The following is an 18686-nucleotide window of genomic DNA, read 5'->3' as shown; positions in this document are numbered from 1 at the left end:
ACCCTTCGTGCCCATGAGGCTCGCCGTCATCGGCGCCGGCTGGGCCGGCCTGGCCTGCGCCGTCGAGGCCACGCGCCTCGGGCATGCCGTCACCCTGTTCGAAGCCGCGCCGATAGCCGGCGGACGGGCGCGGCGGGTCGATCACATGCACGGCATGGCGCTGGACAACGGCCAGCACATCCTGATCGGCGCCTACACCGCCACGCTGGCGCTCATGCGCGACGTGGGGGTCGATGTCGACACCGCCCTGCAGCGCCTGCCGCTGTCGCTGCGCTTTGCCGACGGCGGCGGGTTGCAGCTGCCCGCGGGCCGGCCGCCGCCGCTCGACCTGCTCATCGGCATCTTCACCGCGCGCGGCTGGACCTGGCGCGACAAGGCCGCGCTGCTGGCCACCGCCGTGCGCTGGCGCCTCGCGGGCTTTCGCTGCGCGCCCGGCACCAGCGTTGCCACGCTGTGCGCCGGCCTCACGCCGCGCGTGATGCACGAACTCATCGAGCCGCTGTGCGTCTCGGCGCTCAACACGCCCGTGCCGCAATCGAGCGGCCAGGTGTTCCTGCGCGTGCTGCACGACGCGCTGTTCAGCGGACGCGGCGGCGCCGACCTGTTGCTGCCGCGCGTCGACCTCGGCGCCCTGCTGCCCGATGCCGCGCTGGCGTGGCTCGCGCGGCACGGCGCCACCGCGCACATCGGCCACCGCGTGCGCACCATCGCGCCGGAAGGCGACCGGTGGCGCGTCGATGACGAGGTCTTCGACCAGGCCGTGCTGGCCTGCGCGCCCTGGGACGCCGCGCGCCTTGTGCGTGCCACCGGCCTGCCGGCCGCTTCGCGCTGGTGCAACGTCACCGAATCGCTGCGCTTCGAGGCGATTGCCACGGTCTACGTGCGCGGCGCCGCGCCGCTGGCCGAACCGATGCTCGCGCTGCGCAGCCAGCCGGGCAGCGCGCCGGCCCAGTTCGTGTTCGACCGCGGTCAGCTCGGTGGACCAGAAGGCGTGCTCGCCTTCGTCGTGAGCGCCAACGAGACGCCGCGCGAGATGCTCGAGAAACAGGTGCTCGCGCAAGCCGGCGCGCAGCTCGGGCAGCCCGGCCTCACGCCGATCCAGACCGTGGTCGAAAAACGCGCCACCTTCGCCTGCACGCCCGGCCTGGCCCGCCCGCCGGCCGCCATCGCGCCGGGACTGCAGGCCTGCGGCGACTACACCGAAGGCCCTTATCCCGCCACGCTCGAAGGTGCGGTCCTCAACGGACTGGCCGTCGCGCGCTCGCTTGCCACCTCATGACCACGACCCTGCACTACCTGGATTTCGACTACAGCGAAGACACCGAAGACCACGGCACCTTCGACGCCATGGCCTCGACCCCGCCCGAGCGCACGCCCGAGGTGGAAGCCGAGATCGCGCAGGTGCTGGCCTGGGCCGAGGCCACCTTCCCCGGTGCGCGCGGCGCGCTCGACGACGGTGCGGTGTGGGACTGCGACGTGCAGCGCACGCGGGAGGACAACCCGCGCCTGGACACCCTCACGCTCTCGCTCAGCGGCACCGCCGACTTCTGCGCGGCGCTGCGCGAGCACTTCGGGCTCGACTGAAAAAAGTCGAAGGCTTTCTCAGGCGGTCTTGTTGCGCAAGCGCAGCAGGCTCAACCCCAGCAGCACGAAAGCACCGCCCGACACGCGGTTGAACAGCTGCGCGCGCTTCGGGTTCGCGAACTGCTTCTTCAGCAGGCGCGCCAGCAGCACGTACGAACCATGCGCCAGCACCGAGCCGGCCGCGAAGGTCGTGGTGAGCACGGCGAACTGCGTGAGGATCGGCGCGTCGTGCGTGAGGAACTGCGGGAACAGCGCCGAGAAGAACAGGATGCCCTTCGGGTTGGTCAGCGCCACCGTCACGCCATGCCCGAACAGCCGGCGCGCGGAACGCGAAGGCGCCGGCGCGGCCGACGGCTGCAGCTCGGCGAACACGCTCGTGCGGCTGCGCCACTGCCGGATGCCCAGGTACACGAGGTAGCCCGCGCCCGCCACCTTCAGCACCATGAAGGCCGTGGCCGAGGTGTTGAGCACCACGCCCAGCCCGCCCATCGCGGCGGCCGAGACCAGGAAGAGCCCGCAGGCGTTGCCCAGCGAACTGATCATGGCGCGGCGCGGGCCGACGGAGATGGCGTTGGAGACCGCGAGCAGCACGGCCGGACCGGGCGTGAAGGCGACGACCAGGGTCACGCCGCAAAAGAGGAGCCAGGTGGAGAGATGCATGGGAGGAAATTCGCGCGAAAGCAATGAAAGGAGGCCGTCGCAAAACTATAGTCCGGGCAGCCGCGCGCCGCTCGGGCCGCGCCGATAGTCCCCTGACATTCCTCACCCATGATCACCTGCTACCTGCGCTACATCGTCGATCCCTTCAAGCTCAAGGAATTCGAGCACTACGGCAAGCTCTGGATTCCGCTGGTCGAGAAGTTCGGCGGCCAGCACCACGGCTACTTCCTGCCGTCCGAAGGCGCGAACAACGTGGCGCTGGCGATGTTCAGCTTCCCCAGCCTGGCCGCGTACGAAACCTACCGGGCCGACTCGATGCAGGACGCCGACTGCCAGGCCGCCTTCCGGTACGCCGAAGAGACCCGCTGCATCGTCAGCTACGAACGCAGCTTCTTCCGCCCCGTGTTCCGCTGAGGTTCAAGCGCCCAGCGCGATGCACAGCGCGTGCAGGTTGGGCACGATCAGCTGCGGACGCGCGCCGTGCTCCCACGGTCGCTCGTCGCGCACCAGCCACGCGGCCTGCATGCCGGCGTTGAGCGCGCCCACCACGTCGAGCGCGGCGTCATCACCCACGTGCAGCACGTCTTTCGGCAGCAGGCCGACCGAGGCCGCCGCGGCGCGGAAGATCGGCGCGTGCGGCTTGCCGCTGCCGAAGGTGCGCGCATTGAAGGCGGTGCGGAACCACCGGCCGACGCCGGTCTTGTGGATATCGGCGTTGCCGTTCGACACCGCCACCAGCGGGTAGCGCTCGCTGAGCCACTTCAGCGCCGGCAGCGCGTCGTCGTACAGCGTGACGCGCTGGCGCTCTTCGAAGAAGGCGTCGAAGGCCGGATCGGCCAGCGCCGGGTCTTCGCCCGCGCGCACGAGCGCCGTGCGGATCGACTCGCGGCGCAGCGCGCTCAGGTCGTGCGCGAGGTCGGAGCGCTCCTTGGCCGTGGCTTCGCGCAACTCGCGCAGCACGCCCGGCGTGAGCAGCAGCGAGGCCGTCTTGGGCGCCTCGCGCAGCAGCCATTCGTGCAGCACGCGCTCGGCCCGCTCGATGGTCGGCCAGATCGGCCACAGGGTGTCGTCGAGGTCGAGCGTGATCGCCGAGATGCGCGAGATGTCGAGCGGCGTGGCGCCGCCGGGCGCCGGGGAAGCGGAAGTCATGCCCGAGAATATCGCATGCCTCTCGCCCCCCAAGACAGTCAGAACAGCAAGAACGACCGCACCGCCGTGCTCTGGTGCAACCTGGGTTCGCCCGATGCCCCCACCGCCGCCGCGGTGCGCCCCTACCTCGCCGACTTCCTGGGCGACCCGCGCGTGGTCGAGATTCCCAGGGCGCTGTGGGCGTTGATCCTGCACGGCATCATCCTGCGCACGCGGCCCGCGAAGTCGGCCGTGAAGTACGCCAGCATCTGGCTGCCCGAGGGCTCGCCGCTCAAGGTCTGGACCCAGAAGCAGGCCACCCTGCTGGCCGGCTGGCTCGGCGAACGCGGCCACCGCGTGACGGTGCGCGACGCGATGCGCTATGCCAACCCGTCGATCGCCTCGCGGCTCGATGCGCTGCAGGCCGAGGGCGCCACGCGCGTGCTGGTGCTGCAGGCCTACCCGCAGTACTCGGCCACCACCACGGCCAGCGTGATCGACGCGGTGAACGCCTGGAGCCGCCGCCAGCGCCACGTGCCCGAGTTCCGCTTCGTCAACCAGTACCACGACGACCCGGCCTACATCGAGGCGCTCGCGCAAGGCATCGAGAAGCACTGGAAGACCGAAGGCCGCGGCGAGCTGCTGGTGATGAGCTTCCACGGCATTCCCGCGCGCAACATCGCGCTGGGCGATCCCTACGAGGTGCAGTGCCTCGAGACCGCGCGCCTGCTCGCGGCGCGGCTGGGCCTGGCGTCCACGCAGTACCGCACGACCTTCCAGTCGCGCTTCGGCCGCGCCAAGTGGCTGGAGCCCTACACCGAACCCACCCTGCGCGAACTCGGCGCGCGCGGCGTGAAGCACGTCGACGTGGTGTGCCCGGGCTTTCCGGCCGACTGCCTCGAGACGCTTGAAGAGATCGCCATGGAAGGCCGCGAAGCCTTCCTGCACGCGGGCGGCGAGCGCTTCGGCTACATCCCCTGCCTCAACGACAGCCCGGCGTGGATCACCGCGCTCGCGGGCATCGCCGAACGCCACCTGGCGGGCTGGCCCACCCGACCCGACACGACCACGCCATGAAGAAAGACCTGCACGAAGCCAACCGCCAGTCGTGGAACGCCGCCACGGTGGCGCACAACAGCCACAAGGGCGACCAGGCCGCCTTCTTCCGCGCGGGCGGCTCCACGCTGTTCCCCGAGGAAAGCGCCCTGCTCGGCGACGTGGAGGGCCTCTCGGTGCTGCACCTGCAGTGCAACGCGGGACAGGACAGCCTGAGCATCGCGCGCCGCGGCGCCCGCGTGACCGGCGTCGACATCTCCGACGAGGCCATCGACTTCGCCACCCGGCTCTCGGCCGAGTCGGGCGTTGCGGCGCGCTTCGAGCGTGCGGACGTCTACGACTACTTCGACGCCGCCGCCGCGCGCGGCGAGCGCCACGACCTCGTGTTCTGCTCGTACGGCACGCTGTGCTGGCTGTCCGACATCGGCGCCTGGGCGCGCGGCGTGGCGCAGTTGCTGAAACCCGGCGGGCGCTTCGTGATCGTCGAGTTCCACCCGTTCGCGCTGGTGTTCGACCCGCAGTGGAAGTTCCACTACGACTACTTCAACGACGCCCCCGTGCCCGAGGAAGGCGTGGGCGACTACGTGGCCGAGTCGGGCGACGGCCTCGTGCCCGACGACCGGCCGGTGCCCGGCGTGCAGGGCTTTCGCAACCCGCACCCGAGCTTCGAGTTCACCTGGGGCGTGGGCCAGGTGACGACCGCGCTCGCGCAGGCGGGACTGGCCATCGAGCGCTTCGAGGAGTACCCGTACACCAACGGCTGGAAGCCCTTCGAGGGCATGCGCGAACTCGGCGGACGCCGCATGGCCCCGCCCGAAGGCATGCCGCGCATTCCGCTGATGTACGCGCTGGCGGCACGCCGCGCCTGAACGGACTCAGAAGCGGCCGAGGTAGTCCAGCTTGCCGATGGGCACGCCCTTGTGGCGCAGCACGTCGTAGGCGGTGGTCACGTGAAAGAAGAAATTCGGCAGCGCGAACTGCAGCAGGTAGCGCTGCGCGGTGAAGTGCGCTTCGCCTTCGCGCGCCTTGATGGTCACGGGGCGTTCTTCGTGGCCGTCGATGAGCGCGCGGTCCACGCCGGCCAGGAAATCCTGCGTCTTCACGATGCGCGCCAGCAGGTCGTCCCAGGTCTTTTCCTCGTCGGGAAAGCTCGGGGCCGTGATGCCCGCGATGCGCGCCGTGCCCAGCTTGGAGGCGTCGCTCGCGCGCTGGATCTGGCCGGCCAGCGTGAGCATGTCGGGCGCGAGGCGCGCGTCGACCAGCGTCGCCGGGTCGATGCCCTGGGCCTTCGCATGCGCGAGGCTCTTGTCGAGCAGGTGGGTGAGTTGCCCGAGTCCGCGGGTGAAAACCGGCACGGACAGGTCGTACATCGAGAGGGCCATGGCGAGGTGATCTTGGAGTTGAAGTCGGCGCGATTGTGAGCGCGCCGTGCCTTCAACGACCGGCCGCGCGGATAAACCCCTCGATCGGGTCCAGTTGTTCCGCCACGTTGAGCGCGGGCGCATGGCCGCAGCCCGGCACCTCGATCACCTGCAGGCGCCCGGCCGCGCCCGGCCCGCGCCGGTGCATCTCCTCGATCACCTCGGGCAGCACCAGGTCGGACTCGGCGCCGCGCAGGCACAGCACCGGCGCCTCGATCACGTCGTAGTGCGGCCAGATCAGGTAGTCGTTGTCGTGCGCGCTGAACTGCCTGACCATGGCCGGGTCGTAGTGCGGCGTGACGCGGCCGTCGGCCAGGCGGCGCGTGGAGCTTTCGGTCAGCCGGCGCCACTGCGCGTCGCTGAGCCAGCCGTAGGGCTTGTAGACGGTGCGGAAAAAGGCCTCGAGTTCGGCCACCGTGGCGAAGGCCGGCGGGTCGCCGGCATAGGCGCGGATGCGCTCGATGGCGGCCTGCGCGAGCTGCGGTGCGTTGTCGTTGAGCGTGAGGCTGGCGATCCGCGCCTTCATGCGCGGCTCGAACAGGCCCGATGCGCAGACCGTGCCGATCGCGCCGCCCATCGAGGTGCCCACCCAGTGCACGCGGCCCAGCCGCAGTTCGTCGCACAGCGCATTGGCCAGCCGCGCGTAGAACGCGAGCGTGTATTCCTCGTCGGGCGACGGGCTCCACTGGCTCAGGCCGCGCCCGAGGGTGTCGGGGCAGATCACGCGAAAGCCGCGTGCCGCGAAGTGCTGCGCCAGTTCGTCCATGTCGCGGCTGGTGCGCGCCAGGCCGTGCCAGGCGATGACGACGGGGGCGTTGGCGGCGCCCCAATCGAGCCAGTGGATTTCACGGCCTGCGAGTTGCGCGTAGTGCGATGTCGGCGTCATGGTGCTGTTGTTCTTGCCGTCGCTCATTTCGCCGCCCTCGCCCTCAGCTTGCCGACGATGCCCGTGGGGAAGTAATACACCGACAGCACGAACAGCACGCCCAGCCACAGCAGCCAGCGGTCGGGCGACAGCAGCGCCGCGAGCCACGGCAGGCCGCTGGCGGCCTCGTTGCCCAGGCGCAGCAGGTCCTGCAGATAGCTCTGCGCCACCACGAACAGCACCGCGCCGATGGCCGCGCCGTAGATCGTGCCCATGCCGCCGATCACCACGATGAGCAGCACGTCGATCATGATCTCGAAGCTCAGCGAGGTGTCGGGCCCGTTGTAGCGCAGCCAGATGGCCAGCATCGCGCCGGCCAGCGTGGCGAACAGCGCCGACAGCACGGCGGCCGTGGTGCGGTACACCACCACGCGGTAGCCGATGGCCTCGGCGCGGAACTCGTTCTCGCGGATGGCCTGCAGCACGCGGCCGAAGGGCGAGTTCACGATGCGCAGCATCGCCAGCACCAGCACCACCGCCGCCACGAACAGCAGGTAGTAGCACAGCAGGCGCCCGTCGAGCGAGACGCCGAGGAAGGGTTCTTCGGCGAACTCGAAGCTCGGCGAGATCAGCTCGGGCAGCTTGAAGGTCAGGCCGTCTTCGCCGCCGGTGAAGTCCGACAGCTGCGAGGCCAGCGTCTGGAACGCCGAAGCCACTGCCAGCGTGATCATCGCGAAGAAGATCGCGCGCACCCGCAGCGAGAACAAACCGATGGCCAGCGAAAGCACCAGCGAGATCGCGAGCGACGCGCCCAGCCCCACCAGCACCGCGCCCCAGTTGGGCCCGAGCCGCGAGGCCGAGATGGCGATGCCGTAGGCGCCGATGCCGAAGAACATCGTGTGCGCGAAGCTCACGATGCCGGTGTAGCCCAGCAGCAGGTCGAAGCTGGCGACCAGCACCACGAACACCAGGATCTTGGCCGCGACGCTGAGCGCCTTGACGCCCGGGAACAGGAACGGCGCGAACGCCAGCGCCAGGAACAGGGCCAGCAGCAGCAGTGCCAGCAGGCGGCTGCGCGGCATGTCATTGGAGAGAAGTCGTTTCAGGAACATGACGGCTTTCTCCTCAACGGTTCGCCACGGGGTACACGCCCTGCGGGCGCCACAGCAGCACGGCCACCATGAGGAAGATGCTCGCGAACTGCGTGAGCGTGGGCAGCAGGAAGCCGATGTAGTTCGTCATAAGCCCCACCAGCAGCGCGCCGAGCAGCGCCCCGCCGGTCGAGCCCAGCCCGCCGATGATGATCACGATGAAGATCAGCACGTTGACCTGCGCGCCCATCTGCGGCACCAGGTTCTGCTGGAACAGCCCCCACATCACGCCGCCCAGGCCGGCCAGCGCGCTGCCCACCACGAACACGCCGACAAACAGGCGCCCGATGCGGTAGCCCAGCGACTCGACCATCTCGCGGTCCTGCACGCCGGCGCGGATCAGGAGGCCGATCTTGGTGCGGCCCAGCGTCCAGGCCAGCACGCCGAACACCACCACGCCCACGGCCACCGCGAGCAGGCGGTACTTGCTGATGGCCGCGTCGCCCACCAGCAGCGAGCCGCGCAGCGCCTCGGGCAGCGGCAGCGGAATCTGCGCCGGGCCCCAGATCACCTTGATGAGCTCCTCGCCGATGATCATGCCGCCCATCGTGATGAGGATCTGCTTCAGGTGCTGGCCGTACACCGGCCGCACGATGAAGCGCTCGAAAGCCAGGCCGATGGCGCCAGCCACCGCCATCGCGGCGAGCATGGCCGGGAACACGGCCACGAGGTTGCGCCACAGCTCGCCCGAGCCGGTCCAGTCGCCCATGAGGCCCAGCACGCTGCTGGCCACGAAGGCGCCCAGCGCAATGAACACGCCGTGGCCGAAGTTCAGCACGTCCATCAGGCCGAACACCAGCGTGAGGCCTGAGGCGATGATGAAGATGATCATGCCCATCGCCAGCCCCGCCACCGTGAGCGTGAGCCAGGTCGAGACCGAGCCGGTGAGCGGCAGCGCGACGAGCGCGAGGATGGGGGCAAGAAGCAGAGGCTTCCAGTCGAAGTCGAGTTTCATAGGGCGAGTCCGAGCAGCGATTGCTGCAGTTGCGCATCGGCGGAGAACGCGGCCATCGAGCCGCTGTGCACCACGCGGCCGTTGTCCATCACCGCGACGGTGTCGCCCAGGCGCTGGGCGAAGTGGATGTTCTGTTCGACCAGCAGGATCGTCACGCCGCTGCGTTTGAGCTCGCCGAAGGCCTCGATCATGTTGTTGATCATCACGGGCGCCAGGCCCTTGCTGGGCTCGTCGATGATGAGCAGCTGGCGCGGCTCGACGATCGCGCGCGACACGGCCAGCATCTGCTTCTGTCCGCCCGACAGCTTGCCGGCCGGGTGGTTCCAGAACTTCTCGACCGCGGGAAAGAGCTTGAAGATCCACTTCAGCCGCGTGTCGTCGATGGCGTCGGCGTTCTTGGCGCCGCGCGCGGCCAGCACCATGTTCTCCTTCACCGTGAGGTCGGAGAAGATGCCCATGTTCTCGGGCACGTAGGCCACGCCGAGTTCGGCGATCTGCGGCGTGTGCAGGGCCGTGATGTCCTTGCCGGCGAACTGCACCCTGCCCTGCGACGCATGCCACAGGCCCATGATGGTGCGCAGCGTGGTGGTCTTGCCCGCGCCGTTGCGGCCCAGCAGCATGGTGAGCTGGCCCTTGGGCACGGCCAGGTCGACGCCGTGCAGGATGTGGTACGCCCCGATGTGCGTCTGCACGCCTTCGAGGGTCAGCAAATTTTCGGTGCTCATGCGGCCTCCTTCGCGATGCCCAGGTAGGCCTCCTGCACCACCGGCGAGGCGATCACCTCGGCCGGTTCGCCGTCTGCCACCAGCGTGCCGTTGTGCAGCACGATGATGCGGTCCGCGAGCTCGCGCACCACGTCCATCTTGTGTTCGACCAGGAGGATGGTCTTGGTCTTGTCCTGCTTGAGCTTGCGGATCAGGTCGAGGATGACGGGCGCCTCGGCCGCATGCATGCCGGCTGTGGGCTCGTCGAACATGAAGACCTTGGGTTCGAGCGCCATCAGCAGCGCCACCTCGAGCTTGCGCTGGTCGCCGTGCGGCAGGCTGGCCACCGTGGCGTGGGCGCGCGGCTCGAGCGCCACGTCGGCCAGGATCTGCTCGGCGCGTTCGGTCAGCGCCTTGTGGTCGCTCCAGATGCTCCACAGGTTGAGCCCGTGGCGGTGCGCGCCGGCGCGCGTGGCCTGCACCGCGAGCCGCACGTTCTCCAGCACCGTGAGGTTCGGGAACAGGTTGGTGAGCTGGAACGCGCGCCCCAGCCCGGCGTGCGTGCGCGCCGACGGCGACAGGTGCGACAACGGTTGCCCGTCGAGCGACACCGTGCCGGCCGTGGCCTTGAGCTGCCCGGAGATCAGGTTGAAGTAAGTGGTCTTGCCCGCGCCGTTGGGGCCGACGATGGCCGTCAGCGTGCCTGGCGCGAATGCGCAGCTCACGCTGTTGACGGCCACGTGCCCTCCGAAGCGGATGGTCAGATCCCGGGTCTCAAGCATTGTGGAAAGGTCCTTGCGAATCGAAAAATCAGTGCAGGGTGAACGGCCTCAACAGGTGCCGATCACGTAGTAGTTGGTGCCCGTCTGCTTCAGCGTGGTCATGGCGTAGATGTTCCACAGGCCCATCGACTGGCCCGAGCCGTTGGCATAGGTCAGCCCCCACAGCGCATAGGCGCGCCCGGCGATGGTGTGCGTGTAGTTGCTCGCGGTGTAGCAGGTTCCGCCGCCACCCGAACCCGCCGTGGTCGCGCCCGTGGCGGCCGCCGACATCGCGCCTTCGACGTTGCTCGCGTTCAGCGCGGCCACGGTCCAGCTGTAGGTGGTCGACGCGGCCAGGCCGGTGTCGGTGTAGCTGGTGCCGGCCACCGGCGAGGCGTTGACCTTGCTGCCGCCGCGGTACACGTTGTAGCCCGAAGCGCCCGAGACGCCGGCCCAACCGATCACCATGCTGCTGCTGGTCGCGCCCGAGGTGCCCACGCCGGTGGGCGCCGGCAGCCCGCCGCCGCCGGCCGAACCGGTGACGCGGTCGATCATGGCCTTCATGGCGGCCATCTGCGGGCCCGACTTCTTGGCGTAGTTGGCGCTGTCGTAGCCCCACCAGTCCCAGCAGCTGTTGGTGGCCGCGGTGCTGGTCTGCGGGTAGATCAGGATGATGTTGTTGGTGTCGGCCCAGCGGTTGTAGCCGGTCTTCTTGACGTACTGGTCGCTCACGTCGGTGTAGTTCTGCTTGCAGCCGTGCAGCACCAGGTGCACGCGGCACGAGGTGGTGGTGCAGGCCTGCGGCACGTAGAGCCAGCCGGTGGCGGCCACGCCGTGGCCGGTGACGAACTCCGACTGGTTGAACTCGGTGAAGGTGCCGCCCAGCGTGCCGTTGTTGCGCGGGTTCAGCGGGCCGTACAGCTGCGTGAGGATCTCGCCCGCAAGGTCGAAGCCGCAGTTGTTGATGTACGGCGCGGCCGTGGTGCTGCAGGCGCCGCCGTAGTCGTCGGTGACCATCGCGTGGCCCGCGCCGAGGTTGTTCTTGTAGACCGTGTTGGCGGCCGGCACGAAGCTCTGGTAGTACGTCTTCAGGTCGTCCATCACCGGCTGCTTGACGGTGTTGTCCGAGGTGCCCGAGAACAGGTAGACCTTGGAGTTCGTGAGGTTCGACACCGGGTCGATCGCGCCGCTGGCGGCCCAGCTGTTGGTGGTGCTCACGAGCGTCGACACCGGAATGCTGGTGCTGTGCGTCATGCAGCGCCCGGTGGCATTGACCACCGAGCCTTCGGCGCAGTAGTACGGACCGCCGGCGACCACGCCCGCGCCGCGCTTGAAGGTGGCCGAGTAGGCCACGTGCAGCTGCACCGCCATGAAGCCGCCGGCCGACAGGCCGGACACGCTCACCTCTGCCGGGTTGGCGCCCAGTGCCGGCAGCGGCACGGCCGCTGTCGCGGCCTGCTGCGCCGCCGCCATGATCACCGCTGCTGCGGCAAACCCCTTCCAGTTGTTCCATCGCATCGCTGGCATCGCTGTCTCCTTCTGTTGTGTTTGATCGAACGTTTGCTTGCAGACTGACGAATTGACCGTGGCGCACGACAGCTGGCGCGGACGCAGGCTGGCGCTTCGCCCGGCGGCCATCCGGGGCGAAAGGGGGCGGCGCCTGCATGCGCGCCGCGGATTCAGGGAACGATCAGCGCCGTGTTCAGCGCTTGTTCTTGATGGGAATGTCCATCTCTTCGGGCTTGATCTCGTGCACCAGCTCCGGCACGCCCCATGCAAACGCGGGGTCGGCCTTGATCTTGAAGTGGTACATCGACTGCATCGCCTGGTGGTCTTCCTTGCGGAAGGTCATCTTGCCTTTGGGCGTGTCGAAGCTCATGCCTTCCATGGTGCTGATGAGCTTGTTGGTGCCGGTGTCGCCGTTGGTCTTCTTCAGCGCCGTCACCACCGCCATCGCGGCCGAGAAGCCGCCGGCCGTGAAGAAGTCCGGCGGCGTCTTGAATTCCTTGTAGTGGGCCGCGACCATGGCCTCGTTCACCGGGTTCTTCGGGATGCCGAAGTAGTAGTAGGCCGCGCCTTCCATGCCCGGCAGCGACTTGTAGGCCGCCATGGCCGGCAGGATGTTGCCGCCGGTGGCGATCTCGATGCCGTAGCGCTTCAGGTCGAGGTCGACGATCTTGAACGGGTTGCCCGCGCCGGCCCAGACGATCCAGATGATCTTGCGGCCCGGCTGGTCCTTGAGCTTGTCGATCAGGCGCTGCGCACCGGCCGTGAAGTCGGTGGTGGCGGGCGGCAGGTATTCCTCGTGCGCGAGCTTGGCTTTCTTCAGCGCGGCGCCGAAGGCCTTCACGCCGTCGCGGCCGAAGGCGTTGTCCTGCGCCAGCGTGGCGACGGTGACGCCGGCCTTGTCGATGGCCACGGCGTTGGAGATGGCGTCCTGGCTCGAATTGCGGCCGGTGCGGAAGATGTACTTGTTCCACTTGTCGCCGGTGATCGAGTCGGCCACGGCGGGCTCGACGATCAGGATCTTCTTGTACTCCTCGGCCACCGGCAGCATGGCCAGCGCCACGCCCGAAGCGGTCGGGCCGACCGCGAGCGCGGCCTTGTCGTCGGAGTACGCGGCGGCCAGCAGCGACTTGCCCAGGTCGGGCTTGCCCTGGTCGTCCTTCTCGATGACCACCAGCTTCTTGCCGTTGACCATCATCGTGCCGCCGGTGGCGTAGTTCAGGCCCATCATCAGGCCGGTCTGCGTCTGCTTGCCGTAGGCCTCCAGCGCGCCGGTCTTGCTGTAGACGTGGGCGATGCGGATCTCGTTCGATTGGGCCCAGGCGGGCATGGTGGCAACGGTGGCGCCGAGGGCGGCCAGGGCGATGAGGTGGCGACGGTGCATGTCTTGTCTCCTGATAAAGGTGACTGAATATTGCACAGTTCGTGCCACCCGCCTAAGCCATTGATAACAAAGGCTTCCTCATTCGGGCGCAACCGGTTTCGCCTGATTTCAGTGCATTCGCGCTGTCTTGTTTTCAGACAACTGTCTGTTGATCAGTCAGGGTTTCCCAGCAGAGTCGCGGCGTGCCGCGAGCCAGCTTTCGAACTCGCGCTCGGCCCGCATCCGCAGCTCGTTGCGCGTGTGGTTGCACACCGCGTGCGCCAGGCGTCGGTGCTTCTGCTGGCGCACGCCGCCCATCGTGGCGTCGAGCAGGTGTTCGATGGTGGCCGACTCGGGCCGTCCGTGCGGCTCGTCGAAGTCCATCGGCAGCCCGCACCAGTGGCAGTTCGGGCCGAAGGTGGAACGCAGTGCCTTCACGCTCATGACAGGCCCATCCCCGTCATGCGCTCGTACAGCGTGGCGCGTGAGATGCCCAGCAGCCGCGAGGTCGCGAGCTTGTTGCCGCCGGTGCTTTCGAGCGCGGCAGCGATCGCCTTGCGTTCCAGCTCGGCCACCTGCTGCGACAGCGGGCGCAACAGTGCCGCCTCCTGGTCGACGTCGCGCAGGCTGTGCGAGGTGTCGGGCGCCTCGATCTGCTCCAGCCCCGCCTCGCGCAGGATGCGTTCGAGCTGCGCCGCGTCGATGCGCTGCGAGTCGCTGCGCATCGTTACCTGCTCCAGCACGTTGCGCAGCTCGCGGATGTTGCCGCGCCAGTGCTGGCCGGCCAGGAGCGCGAGCGCGTCGGGCGTGAGCTCGGGCGGCGCCTCGCCGCTGCGCAGCGCCATGTCCTCGCCCAGCGCCTCGACCAGCGCCGGGATGTCGCTGCGGCGCTCGCGCAGCGGCGGCACGCGCAGCGGCAGCACGTTCAGGCGGTAATACAGGTCTTCGCGGAACAGGCCGCGGCGCACCAGCTCCGGCAAGTCGCGCGAGGTGGCGGCGATCACGCGGGCGTCGAAGGGAATCAACTTGTTGGAGCCCAGCGGTTCGATCTCGCCCTCCTGCAGCGCGCGCAGCAGCTTGGCCTGCAGGCCCAGCGGCATGTCGCCGATTTCGTCGAGGAACAGGCTGCCGCCGTCGGCCAGCTTGAACTTGCCCTCTCGCCCGCGCTTGTCGGCGCCGGTGAAGGCGCCAGGGGCGAAGCCGAAGAACTCGGCCTCGAGCAGCGTGTCGGGCACGGCCGCGATGTTGACGCTGACGAACTGGCCCTTGGCGCGCGTGGACGACGCGTGGATCGCATGCGCCAGCAATTCCTTGCCGGTGCCGGTCTCGCCCAGCAGCAGCACCGGGCTGGTGGACTGCGCGGCGCGGCGCGCGTGGCGCTTCACCTCCACCGCCGCCGGGCTGCTGCCGATGAAGCTCGCGAAGGTGTACTTGGAACGGCGCTGACCGTCGGGCGCGTGCTGGTACAGCGGGTTGTTGCGCTGGCTGGCCAGCTCGCGGCGCGCGTCGTCGAGGTCGCGCTGCAGCAGCGCGAACTTGCTGATGAGCGGCTGCAGCGTGGTCTCGGGCTGGTCGAACAGCACGATGCCGATGGCGCCGATGACCTTGCCCAGGCCCTCCCCGTCTTCGCGCTCCTCGCGCAGCGGAATGCGGCTCACGACGAAGGTGCCGGCCTTGTTAGTCAGCAGGTCGATGAGGATCGGCTCGCCGGTTTCGAGCACGCGGCGCATCATGGTGTTGGGAATCACGTCCTCGACCATGTGGCCCATGAACTCGTCGATGGACGAAAAGCCCAGCGCCGGCAGGAAGCGGCGGTAGCCCTCGTTCACCCAGACGATGCGCCCGCTGCGGTCGACCAGGAACATGCCCTGGCTGATGCTCGAAAACAGATGAAACATCGAGCGCGCGGCGAGCGCGAGGATGCCTTCGGCGTCCAGGGGCAAGGCGGGCGGCGGTGCGGCGGCAGAGGGAGCGACGGACATGCGCGGATCGTACTGTGTGCGGCCCCCGTCCCTGCCGTGCACGGGCCCACATGCAACCAAAAACAAAAGCCTTCAGCAAGCCTTAAGTAAATCAATCGTTTGATTTCAATCATGCTCTAATCGCGCCGATGAACGCCAGGGACCCCCTCCCCCCCACGCCAACGCCAACGCCAACGCCCGTTCCATCGCCGCGCCGCGCTCCCCGCAGCGACGGCGCCGAGGCGCGCCACCGCCTGCTGCACACCGCGCTGCGGCTGTTCGCCCAGAACGGTTTCGCCAAGACCTCGATCCGCGAGATCGCGCGCGAGGCCGGCGTGAACGTCTCGGCCATCAGCTACTACTTCGGCGACAAGGAGGGGTTGTACTCCGCCACCTTCAACGAACCGATGGGCAGCGATTCGAACGACCTGGTGGCCGCCTGCAACGTGCCCGGCCAGTCGCTCGAGGACACGCTGCGCATCTGCATGGCGGCCATGATCGATCCGCTCAAGCAGGGCGAGATCGTGCGCCAGTGCATCCAGCTGCACATGCGCGAGATGCTGGAGCCCACCAGCCAGTGGGCCAAGGAACTGGAGCGCGACATCAAGGGCCCGCACCGCGCCATCGTCGAGCTGCTGTGCCGCCACCTGCAGGTGGCGCGCGCCGACGACGACATCCACCGCCTGACCTTCGCGATCACCGGGCTGTCGATGCAGCTGTACGTGAGCCAGGATTTCATCGAGGCCCTGCGCCCGTCGCTGCTGCGCACGCCGCGCGCCATCGACACCTGGGCCGACCGGCTCACGGGCTACGCGATGGCGCTGGTCCAGGCCGAAACCGCACGCCGCCGCCAGGTGGCCGCCGAGCAGAGAAAGAAGCCATGAGACGACTCCGACGGATTGCCCTTGTTCTGAGCCTGCCGCTGGGCCTCGGCCTTGCCGGCTGCGGCCTGACGCGCCCGCCCGCTTCGGTGCAGGCGCCCTTCCCCGCGCAATGGCACGCGCCCCTGCCCCACGGCGGCTCGCTCGCCGCGCTGGCCGAGTGGTGGCGCCAGCTCGACGACCCGCTGCTGGTCGAGCTGATCGCCGCCGCCGAAGCCGCCAGCCCCAACCTTGCCAGCACCGCGGCGCGCGTGGCCGAGGCGCGCTCCACGCGCGTGCAGGCCGGCGCGGCGCTGCTGCCCAGCTTGGACGGCACGGCATCGGCCAGCCGCGGAGTTTCGGGCTCGTCGTTCGGATCGAGTGGTTCTTCGAGTAGCAGCAGCAGCGCCGCGACCGCGCCGGTCACCACGCTGCAGGCCGGCCTGCAATCGAAGTGGGAGATCGACCTGTTCGGCCGCCTGCGCGCCGACCGCGACGCAGCCCAGCAGAAACTGGACAGCGCCACCGCCAAGTGGCACGACGCCCGCGTCGCTGTGGCGGCCGAAACGGCCAACGCCTATTTCGCCGAACGCGCCTGCCAGCAGCAGCTGAACGTGTCCGAGTCGGATGCCAAGTCGCGCGGCGAAACGGCGCGGCTCACCGACCTGTCGGCACGCGCCGGCTTCACCGCGCCGGCCGATGCCGCGCTGGCGCGTGCCAGTGCCTCCGACGCCTCCGGCCGACTCACGCAACAGCGCGCCCTGTGCGCGGTGCAGCGCAAGGCGCTGGTGGCGCTCAGCGGGCTCGACGAACCCACGCTCGCGCAGAAGCTCGCGGCCTCGCCCACGCAGCGTGCGCTGCCGGTGGTCGGTGCCATCGCCAGCGTGCCGGCGCAGGCGCTCTCGCAGCGGCCCGACGTGTACGCAGCCGAACTCGGCGTGGCCGCGGCCAGCGCCGAGGTGGGCTCGGCCGAGGCCGAGCGCTATCCCAAGCTCACGCTCTCGGGCTCGATCGGCCGCATGCAGATCCGCACCAGCGGCTTTCGCGAATCGCTCGACACCTGGACGGTCGGGCCGCTGTCGCTCACCGTGCCGCTGCTCGACGGCGGCGCGCGCGCAGCCAACGCCGAAGCCGCCAAGGCGCGCTACACCGAGGCCGTGTCGCTGTACCGCGCCAACGTGCGCCAGGCGGTGCGCGAGGTCGAGGAAGCCCTGGTGAACCTCGACGCCACCACCGCGCGCAGCACCGACGCCGACAGCGCGGTGAAGAACTACCAGGCCTCGTTCGACGCCACCCAGGCCCGCTACAGCAGCGGCCTGGCCAGCCTGTTCGAGCTCGAGGATTCGCGGCGCACGCTGTTCGCCGCGCAGACCGCGCGCGTCTCGCTGCAGCGCGAGAGCACCGAAGCCTGGGTCTCCCTGTACCGCTCGATGGGCGGCGGCTGGAGCCGCCCCGCCGAAGCATCGTCCTCTATGACCACCACCCCGGCCGCCAAGGTCGCGACGTCGCCATGAAAACAATGAAGCGTTCCACCCTTGTCCTCGCGCTGCTGGCGCTGATCGTCGTCGTTGGCGCGGGCCTGTGGCTCACCCGCAAGCCGGCCGACGACAAGGCCGCACCCGCCGCGAAAGGCCCCGCGCAGCGCCCGGCGCTGACCGTCTCGGTCGCCAAACCCGAAGCCACCGAACTGACCGTCACGCTGGCCGCCAACGGCAACGTGGCGGCCTGGCAGGAGGCCGTGATCGGCTCCGAGTCGAACGGCCTGAAGCTGGCCGAGGTGCGCGTCAACGTGGGCGACACCGTCAAGAAGGGCCAGGTGCTCGCGGTGTTCTCGCCCGAGACGGTGCAGGCCGACATCGCGCAGGCGCGGGCCTCGCTGGCCGAAGCCCGCGCCTCGGCCGCCGACGCCGCCGGCAACGCCGCGCGCGCCCGCACGCTGCAGGCCACGGGCGCGCTGAGCCAGCAGCAGATCAATCAGTACCAGACCACCGAGCAGACCGCCAAGGCGCGCGCCGAAGCGGCCGAGGCCGTGCTGGCCGCGCAGCAGGTGCGCGGGCGCAACACGCAGGTGCTGGCACCCGACGACGGCGTGATCTCCGCGCGCACTGCCACGGTGGGCAGCGTGGTGGGCGCCGGCACCGAGCTGTTCCGCCTGATCCGCCAGGGCCGGCTCGAATGGCGCGCCGAAGTCACCTCGGCCGAGCTGGGCCGCGTCGCCGTGGGCACGCCGGCCTTCGTGGTCAGCGCCAGCGGCGCGCAGGTGAAGGGCACGGTGCGCAGCATCGCGCCCACGGTCGATCCGCAGACGCGTGCGGCGCTGGTCTACGTCGACCTGCCGAACGTGCAGCAGAACACCGGCGTGAAGGCCGGCATGTTCGCGCGCGGCGACTTCGAACTCGGCCGCAGTTCCGCGCCGACCGTGCCGCAAAGCGCGATCGTGCCGCGCGACGGCTTCAACAACGTCTTCGCGCTGCTGCCCGACGGCCGCGTGGCGCAGCTCAAGGTGCAGACGGGCCGTCGCCTGAAAGACCGCGTGGAGATCACCAGCGCCCTGCCCGAGGGCGTGCAGATCGTGGTGCAGGGCGCGGGCTTCCTCAACGACGGCGACCTGGTGCGCGTGGTGGACGCCACGCCCGCGGCCGCCTCGTCCGCCACCCCGGCGAAGGCAGCGGCCTCCGCGCCTTCGCCCAAGTAAGCCAACACAAGGAACA

The 18686-nt window shown here is 69.4% G+C and carries 20 protein-coding genes; 8 read left to right on the top strand and 12 right to left on the bottom strand.

Annotated elements, in window-relative coordinates:
• Positions 1–13 precede the first annotated feature (13 nt).
• Together hpnE and AC07O4_RS12990 are read left to right on the top strand one after the other, a co-directional pair.
• On the top strand, positions 14–1279 hold the full coding sequence (gene hpnE / locus AC07O4_RS12995) for a hydroxysqualene dehydroxylase HpnE (protein ID WP_495304743.1): 1266 nt from the start codon (positions 14–16) through the stop codon (positions 1277–1279).
• Entirely contained in the window at positions 1276–1584 is a 309-nt protein-coding gene (locus AC07O4_RS12990; RefSeq protein ID WP_495304742.1) for a hypothetical protein, read from the top strand. The genes hpnE and AC07O4_RS12990 overlap by 4 nt, the downstream gene beginning before the upstream one ends.
• Before the next feature lie 18 nt (positions 1585–1602).
• Here the strand turns inward: AC07O4_RS12990 and AC07O4_RS12985 are convergent, their stop codons facing one another.
• On the bottom strand, positions 1603–2244 hold the full coding sequence (locus AC07O4_RS12985) for a LysE family translocator (protein ID WP_062475861.1): 642 nt from the start codon (positions 2242–2244) through the stop codon (positions 1603–1605).
• A 108-nt stretch (positions 2245–2352) separates the two neighbouring features.
• Between AC07O4_RS12985 and AC07O4_RS12980 the strand changes: the two genes are divergently transcribed.
• Positions 2353–2658, top strand: a complete 306-nt coding sequence (locus tag AC07O4_RS12980; protein ID WP_062475864.1) for an NIPSNAP family protein — start codon at positions 2353–2355, stop codon at positions 2656–2658.
• 3 nt (positions 2659–2661) lie between these two features.
• Here the strand turns inward: AC07O4_RS12980 and AC07O4_RS12975 are convergent, their stop codons facing one another.
• Positions 2662–3393 (bottom strand): HAD family hydrolase, encoded by a 732-nt coding sequence (locus AC07O4_RS12975; RefSeq protein WP_495304741.1) that lies wholly within the window; start codon positions 3391–3393, stop codon positions 2662–2664.
• A gap of 15 nt (positions 3394–3408) precedes the next feature.
• Between AC07O4_RS12975 and hemH the strand changes: the two genes are divergently transcribed.
• Together hemH and AC07O4_RS12965 are read left to right on the top strand one after the other, a co-directional pair.
• Positions 3409–4449 (top strand): ferrochelatase, encoded by a 1041-nt coding sequence (gene hemH / locus AC07O4_RS12970; protein ID WP_495304740.1) that lies wholly within the window; start codon positions 3409–3411, stop codon positions 4447–4449.
• Complete coding sequence (locus AC07O4_RS12965; RefSeq protein ID WP_495304739.1) at positions 4446–5297, top strand: class I SAM-dependent methyltransferase; 852 nt, start codon at positions 4446–4448, stop codon at positions 5295–5297. The genes hemH and AC07O4_RS12965 overlap by 4 nt, the downstream gene beginning before the upstream one ends.
• Before the next feature lie 6 nt (positions 5298–5303).
• On the opposite strand, the gene AC07O4_RS12960 is transcribed toward AC07O4_RS12965, so the two are convergent.
• The 10 genes from AC07O4_RS12960 to AC07O4_RS12915 all read right to left on the bottom strand — a co-directional run bounded on the left by AC07O4_RS12960 (position 5304) and on the right by AC07O4_RS12915 (position 15136).
• Positions 5304–5810, bottom strand: coding sequence for a DUF1993 domain-containing protein (locus tag AC07O4_RS12960; protein WP_495304738.1), 507 nt, complete (start codon positions 5808–5810; stop codon positions 5304–5306).
• A gap of 52 nt (positions 5811–5862) precedes the next feature.
• On the bottom strand, positions 5863–6735 hold the full coding sequence (locus AC07O4_RS12955; RefSeq protein ID WP_495304900.1) for an alpha/beta fold hydrolase: 873 nt from the start codon (positions 6733–6735) through the stop codon (positions 5863–5865).
• A gap of 23 nt (positions 6736–6758) precedes the next feature.
• The gene (locus AC07O4_RS12950) at positions 6759–7826 is read right to left on the bottom strand and encodes a branched-chain amino acid ABC transporter permease (protein ID WP_062475876.1); all 1068 of its coding nucleotides are present in this window, start codon (positions 7824–7826) and stop codon (positions 6759–6761) included.
• 13 nt (positions 7827–7839) lie between these two features.
• Entirely contained in the window at positions 7840–8820 is a 981-nt protein-coding gene (locus AC07O4_RS12945) for a branched-chain amino acid ABC transporter permease (RefSeq protein WP_070060451.1), read from the bottom strand.
• Positions 8817–9545 (bottom strand): ABC transporter ATP-binding protein, encoded by a 729-nt coding sequence (locus AC07O4_RS12940; RefSeq protein WP_159277159.1) that lies wholly within the window; start codon positions 9543–9545, stop codon positions 8817–8819. Before AC07O4_RS12940 ends, AC07O4_RS12945 begins: the two co-directional genes overlap by 4 nt.
• Positions 9542–10306, bottom strand: a complete 765-nt coding sequence (locus AC07O4_RS12935) for an ABC transporter ATP-binding protein (protein WP_062475886.1) — start codon at positions 10304–10306, stop codon at positions 9542–9544. The genes AC07O4_RS12940 and AC07O4_RS12935 overlap by 4 nt, the downstream gene beginning before the upstream one ends.
• A 48-nt stretch (positions 10307–10354) precedes the next feature.
• On the bottom strand, positions 10355–11812 hold the full coding sequence (locus tag AC07O4_RS12930) for an extracellular catalytic domain type 2 short-chain-length polyhydroxyalkanoate depolymerase (RefSeq protein ID WP_495304737.1): 1458 nt from the start codon (positions 11810–11812) through the stop codon (positions 10355–10357).
• Positions 11813–11987: 175 nt separating this feature from the next.
• Entirely contained in the window at positions 11988–13175 is a 1188-nt protein-coding gene (locus AC07O4_RS12925; protein ID WP_070060448.1) for a substrate-binding domain-containing protein, read from the bottom strand.
• A 156-nt stretch (positions 13176–13331) separates the two neighbouring features.
• Positions 13332–13598 (bottom strand): hypothetical protein, encoded by a 267-nt coding sequence (locus AC07O4_RS12920; protein ID WP_095745066.1) that lies wholly within the window; start codon positions 13596–13598, stop codon positions 13332–13334.
• Positions 13595–15136 carry a sigma-54 interaction domain-containing protein gene (locus AC07O4_RS12915; protein WP_062475896.1) on the bottom strand — a complete coding sequence of 514 codons (1542 nt, stop codon included), beginning with the start codon at positions 15134–15136 and terminating at the stop codon, positions 13595–13597. The genes AC07O4_RS12920 and AC07O4_RS12915 overlap by 4 nt, the downstream gene beginning before the upstream one ends.
• A 128-nt stretch (positions 15137–15264) precedes the next feature.
• Here AC07O4_RS12915 and AC07O4_RS12910 point away from each other — a divergent pair, with 128 nt between their 5' ends.
• Genes AC07O4_RS12910 through AC07O4_RS12900 form a run of 3 tightly spaced genes read left to right on the top strand, consistent with a single transcriptional unit; the run spans position 15265 to position 18670 of the window.
• A complete protein-coding gene (locus AC07O4_RS12910) occupies positions 15265–15999 on the top strand; it encodes a TetR/AcrR family transcriptional regulator (protein WP_495304736.1) in 735 nt (244 codons plus the stop codon).
• Positions 15996–17489, top strand: coding sequence for an efflux transporter outer membrane subunit (locus AC07O4_RS12905; RefSeq protein ID WP_495304735.1), 1494 nt, complete (start codon positions 15996–15998; stop codon positions 17487–17489). The genes AC07O4_RS12910 and AC07O4_RS12905 overlap by 4 nt, the downstream gene beginning before the upstream one ends.
• On the top strand, positions 17486–18670 hold the full coding sequence (locus AC07O4_RS12900) for an efflux RND transporter periplasmic adaptor subunit (RefSeq protein ID WP_495304734.1): 1185 nt from the start codon (positions 17486–17488) through the stop codon (positions 18668–18670). Before AC07O4_RS12905 ends, AC07O4_RS12900 begins: the two co-directional genes overlap by 4 nt.
• Positions 18671–18686: the final 16 nt, after the last annotated feature.

This window comes from Variovorax sp. GW821-FHT09D04 (genome assembly GCF_059416405.1).
The sequence above is the reverse complement of the archived record's forward strand: the minus strand, read 5'-3'. Positions and strand labels throughout refer to the sequence as shown.

Coding starts and splice junctions, on each gene's coding strand:
- hpnE (WP_495304743.1), top strand. CDS start 14: ATGAGGCTCGCCGTCATCGGCGCCGGCTGGGCCGGCCTGGCCTGCGCC.
- AC07O4_RS12990 (WP_495304742.1), top strand. CDS start 1,276: ATGACCACGACCCTGCACTACCTGGATTTCGACTACAGCGAAGACACC.
- AC07O4_RS12985 (WP_062475861.1), bottom strand. CDS start 2,244: ATGCATCTCTCCACCTGGCTCCTCTTTTGCGGCGTGACCCTGGTCGTC.
- AC07O4_RS12980 (WP_062475864.1), top strand. CDS start 2,353: ATGATCACCTGCTACCTGCGCTACATCGTCGATCCCTTCAAGCTCAAG.
- AC07O4_RS12975 (WP_495304741.1), bottom strand. CDS start 3,393: ATGACTTCCGCTTCCCCGGCGCCCGGCGGCGCCACGCCGCTCGACATC.
- hemH (WP_495304740.1), top strand. CDS start 3,409: ATGCCTCTCGCCCCCCAAGACAGTCAGAACAGCAAGAACGACCGCACC.
- AC07O4_RS12965 (WP_495304739.1), top strand. CDS start 4,446: ATGAAGAAAGACCTGCACGAAGCCAACCGCCAGTCGTGGAACGCCGCC.
- AC07O4_RS12960 (WP_495304738.1), bottom strand. CDS start 5,810: ATGGCCCTCTCGATGTACGACCTGTCCGTGCCGGTTTTCACCCGCGGA.
- AC07O4_RS12955 (WP_495304900.1), bottom strand. CDS start 6,735: ATGACGCCGACATCGCACTACGCGCAACTCGCAGGCCGTGAAATCCAC.
- AC07O4_RS12950 (WP_062475876.1), bottom strand. CDS start 7,826: ATGTTCCTGAAACGACTTCTCTCCAATGACATGCCGCGCAGCCGCCTG.
- AC07O4_RS12945 (WP_070060451.1), bottom strand. CDS start 8,820: ATGAAACTCGACTTCGACTGGAAGCCTCTGCTTCTTGCCCCCATCCTC.
- AC07O4_RS12940 (WP_159277159.1), bottom strand. CDS start 9,545: ATGAGCACCGAAAATTTGCTGACCCTCGAAGGCGTGCAGACGCACATC.
- AC07O4_RS12935 (WP_062475886.1), bottom strand. CDS start 10,306: ATGCTTGAGACCCGGGATCTGACCATCCGCTTCGGAGGGCACGTGGCC.
- AC07O4_RS12930 (WP_495304737.1), bottom strand. CDS start 11,812: ATGCCAGCGATGCGATGGAACAACTGGAAGGGGTTTGCCGCAGCAGCG.
- AC07O4_RS12925 (WP_070060448.1), bottom strand. CDS start 13,175: ATGCACCGTCGCCACCTCATCGCCCTGGCCGCCCTCGGCGCCACCGTT.
- AC07O4_RS12920 (WP_095745066.1), bottom strand. CDS start 13,598: ATGAGCGTGAAGGCACTGCGTTCCACCTTCGGCCCGAACTGCCACTGG.
- AC07O4_RS12915 (WP_062475896.1), bottom strand. CDS start 15,136: ATGTCCGTCGCTCCCTCTGCCGCCGCACCGCCGCCCGCCTTGCCCCTG.
- AC07O4_RS12910 (WP_495304736.1), top strand. CDS start 15,265: ATGAACGCCAGGGACCCCCTCCCCCCCACGCCAACGCCAACGCCAACG.
- AC07O4_RS12905 (WP_495304735.1), top strand. CDS start 15,996: ATGAGACGACTCCGACGGATTGCCCTTGTTCTGAGCCTGCCGCTGGGC.
- AC07O4_RS12900 (WP_495304734.1), top strand. CDS start 17,486: ATGAAAACAATGAAGCGTTCCACCCTTGTCCTCGCGCTGCTGGCGCTG.